This is a genomic window from Roseateles chitinivorans (genome assembly GCF_002761755.1).
GTDB classification, from domain to species: domain Bacteria; phylum Pseudomonadota; class Gammaproteobacteria; order Burkholderiales; family Burkholderiaceae_C; genus Roseateles; species Roseateles chitinivorans.
Map to the genome: position 1 here is coordinate 1 of NZ_PEOG01000234.1, position 427 is coordinate 427.

Consider the following 427-nt stretch of genomic DNA (forward strand, 5'->3'; position numbering starts at 1 on the left):
TCGTCGCCGCAATTGACGACCCCCAGTTCCTGGGTGCCGCCGAGTGACAGGGTTCGACACGGCTTGGGAACCACAGTGGCTGGCCGTGGTCTCAGACGATGCGGAGTTCCGGCTCATCAGTCGGTGGACGGACGTGGTGTTGCGGTTGACCGACGGTCGCGTGGACCGCAACTATCGGATCTGCGGCTCCACGATCGCCGTCGCGGATGCCGGCGAGTCCGCACCGGCGGTGACCCTCACCGGGTCGCCCGAGGCGTGGACCGCGTTCCTCACCGCGACCCCCGAACCGCAAGCGCACCACATTCTCGCGATGCAGCGCCGACGTGAGGACTTTTCGATCGATGGCAAAACCGCTCTGCTGCAGAATCTCAACGTCCTCAACCGGGTCATGGAGTTGATGCGCACGGTCGCCTCCGGCTACCGACGA

Annotated in this window: 1 protein-coding gene; it reads left to right on the forward strand. The window is 65.6% G+C overall.

From position 1 onward, the window contains the following. Positions 1 to 160: 160 nt before the first annotated feature. Positions 161 to 427 (forward strand): hypothetical protein (locus tag CS062_RS25515; RefSeq protein ID WP_199174390.1); only part of this gene is annotated, 267 nt, incomplete at its 3' end.